The organism is Microbacterium sp. Bi128, assembly GCF_918698205.1.
This window is the reverse complement of sequence record NZ_CAKKMM010000606.1, coordinates 1-2,913: the sequence shown is the minus strand read 5'-3', so window position 1 is coordinate 2,913 and position 2,913 is coordinate 1. Positions and strand designations below refer to the sequence as shown.

Genomic DNA, 2,913 nt, shown 5'->3' with positions numbered 1-2,913 from the left:
CACGAAGCCGGTACCCGCTATGTGCACAATCCGGCGTGTAGACGAGGGCGGGGACAGGCCGGCGCGTCAGGGCCGCAACGTAAGATAAGACGCGTGACTACGGACAAGACAAAGACTTTTGACCTCTCGACCTCGTTCAAGGCCTACGACGTGCGCGGAATCGTGGGGCAATCCATCACCGCGGAGATCGTCGAAGCCGTCGGTGCCGCCTTCGTCGACGTCCTGGAACTCACAGGGCAGACCGTGCTGGTGGGCGGGGACATGCGCCCCTCCTCCCCCGAGTTCGCCAAAGCCTTCGCGAACGGCGCAGCCACCCGCGGCGCCAACGTCCAGCTGCTGGACCTGATCTCCACCGACGAGCTCTACTACGCGTGCGGGGCCCTCAACGCCGCCGGCGCCACGTTCACCGCGAGCCACAACCCGGCCGAATACAACGGCATCAAGATGGCCAAGGCCGGTGCCGTGCCGATCTCCTCCGAAACCGGGCTCATGGAAATCCAGGCCCGCGCCGAGGAATACCTCAACGCCGGCGCCATCCCCGCGGCCGGCAGCACTGGCCTGATTGGCGTGCAGGACGTCCTCAAGGGCTACGCGGAGTACCTGCGCTCCCTGGTGGACCTGAGCGGTTCCCGGCCGCTGAAGGTTGTGGTGGATGCCGGCAACGGCATGGCCGGCCTCACCACCCCGGCCGTGCTTGGCGATGCCCTGCTGCCCAAGCTTCCGCTGGAGATCGTGCCGCTGTACTTCGAGCTCGACGGATCCTTCCCGAACCACCCGGCCAACCCGCTGGAACCGGAAAACCTGCGCGACCTGCAGGCCGCCGTCGTCGAACACGGCGCGGACATCGGCCTGGCCTTCGACGGCGACGCCGACCGCTGCTTCGTGATCGACGAGAAGGGCGAGCCTGTCTCGCCGTCGGCCATCACCGGCATGGTGGCCCGCCGCGAAATCGCCCGCGCCCAGGGCCTCGGTGAAGACACGCCCACCGTCATCCACAACCTGCTGACCTCCCGCGCGGTGCCCGAACTCGTCGAACGCCACGGCGGCCGGCCCGTGCGCACGCGCGTGGGGCACTCCTTCATCAAGGCCGTCATGGCCGCGGAAGGGGCCATCTTCGGCGGGGAACACTCGGCCCACTTCTACTTCCGCGACTTCTGGAATGCGGACACCGGCATGCTGGCCGCCATGCACGTCCTCGCCGCCCTGGGCGAACAGGAGGGCCCGCTCTCCGAACTCGGCCGCGAATACGAGCCGTACCGGTCATCCGGTGAGATCAACTCGGAAATCGAGGACAAGGCCGCCGCGGTCGAGCGGGTCCGCGAGGACTTCCACGACGAGGACGTCGAGATCGACTACCTCGACGGCAGCACCTTCATCGCCACCGACGGCAGCTACTGGTTCAACCTGCGCCCGTCCAACACAGAACCGTTCCTGCGCCTCAACGTTGAAGCCACGGACGCCGCCACCATGGAACGCGTCCGCGACCGCGTCCTGGCGCTGGTCCGGGGCTAGCGGTGGCAGTACACCCGGAAGAATCCGCCAACACCGGATCCTGGCGCGAGTCCGTGCCGGACGCCAGCGCCACGGACCTGGAGAACCTGCTCGGCACCGGCGTCGGTGCCGCGCAGGAGCAGCTGGAACGCAACGGCGGCTTCCTGCCCTTCGCCCTGGTGGTGCAGAACGACGGCGAAGTCCGGCTGGTGGCAGTCACACCCGCGGACGCGAGCGACGGATCGGACGCCGACTTCGACGCGGACGCCATGATCCGGGACCTCCACGAGTTGCTCCGGCAGCACCGGGAGGAGTTCCGGGCCGCCGCCGTCGTCTGCGACATTACGCTGCTCGAGGAAGACTCGGACGCCATCCACGTCGCGGCAGAGCACCAGGACGGCTCCCTGTTCGCCGCCGTGCTGCCCTACGCCGCGAATGCCGGGACGCACGAACTCGAGTTCGGCCAGCTGGCCGCCGATACCAACGAGCCCGCCGTCTGGGTGGACTAGACCGCCCTTAGGCTGGGGATATGAAGATCAATGCGTTCGCCGATGTGAGCCTTCGCGCTTTGCTGGTGCTCGCGGCCGCTCCGGACGGCGGGCTCCTGACCACCCAGAGCATCGCCGACGCTGTCGGCACGCCGTACAACCACGTCAGCAAGGCGATGGCGAAGCTGCGCGCACTGGGCCTGATCGACGTCGAACGCGGCCGCAACGGCGGATCCCGGCTGAGCAGCGCCGGCCGGACCGCAACGGTCGGCCAGCTGCTGCGGCAACTCGACACCCGCATGGACCCGGCCGACTGCATTGCCACGGGCGGGACGTGCCCGCTCATCACCGAATGCCGGCTCCGGGCCGCGCTGGCCCGGGCCCGCGAAGCCTTCTATGGCGAACTCGACGGGATCGTGATCGCGTCGCTGCCGACCTCCCGGCAGATGGCGCCCGTCTTTGCCGCGATCGGGCTGCGCCCGGGGCTTTGAGCGGCCCGCTGGCGCTCCGCCGCGGCCCGGCGGGATTCCGGCCCAATCTGGGGAAAACCTTTGGTTTGGCGTCCAAACGCCCTTCCTGGCGGGCCTGCCCATTGACTTCAGGCAGGCACGGGATGACAAAGTACCCCTAGGGAACGTCACCAAGCCGGTATTTTTTGTCTTTCCGGCCAGTCGAAGGGCCGCTGATGACAAGTATCCGCTGGTTTAGCGCTGCCGGAGCCGCGGCGCTCTTACTGACGTTCATCTCCGCCCCCGCCGCCATTGCGGTGCGGACGGGGCTGGCGGTGGAGAGTGCGGCGGATACCTACACCTCCGCGTCGGCGCCCACGACGGACTTCGGCACCAGCGGCTCGCTGGCGGTCTACGGCTCACCGGACGCCACGACCGTGCTCCGGTTCCAGGTCCCGGCAGCCCCGCCCGGGCAAACACTGACC

General features: G+C 68.5%; 4 protein-coding genes. All 4 read left to right on the top strand.

What is annotated here, in order from left to right; genetic code table 11:
- Positions 1 to 93 precede the first annotated feature (93 nt).
- Positions 94 to 1,512: a phosphomannomutase/phosphoglucomutase gene (locus tag LQV45_RS23645; protein WP_230009079.1), complete on the top strand. Its 1,419-nt coding sequence runs from the start codon at positions 94 to 96 to the stop codon at positions 1,510 to 1,512.
- A gap of 2 nt (positions 1,513 to 1,514) precedes the next feature.
- Entirely contained in the window at positions 1,515 to 2,000 is a 486-nt protein-coding gene (locus LQV45_RS23640; RefSeq protein ID WP_028278122.1) for a hypothetical protein, read from the top strand.
- Positions 2,001 to 2,020: 20 nt separating this feature from the next.
- The gene (locus tag LQV45_RS23635; protein ID WP_230009078.1) at positions 2,021 to 2,470 is read left to right on the top strand and encodes an Rrf2 family transcriptional regulator; all 450 of its coding nucleotides are present in this window, start codon (positions 2,021 to 2,023) and stop codon (positions 2,468 to 2,470) included.
- Between the two features lie 194 nt (positions 2,471 to 2,664).
- Positions 2,665 to 2,913: hypothetical protein (locus LQV45_RS23630; protein ID WP_230009077.1), on the top strand; the 249-nt coding region annotated here is incomplete at its 3' end.

Excerpts from the sequence above, each read along its gene's own strand:
- LQV45_RS23635 (WP_230009078.1), top strand. The coding sequence starts at position 2,021 with ATGAAGATCAATGCGTTCGCCGATGTGAGCCTTCGCGCTTTGCTGGTG.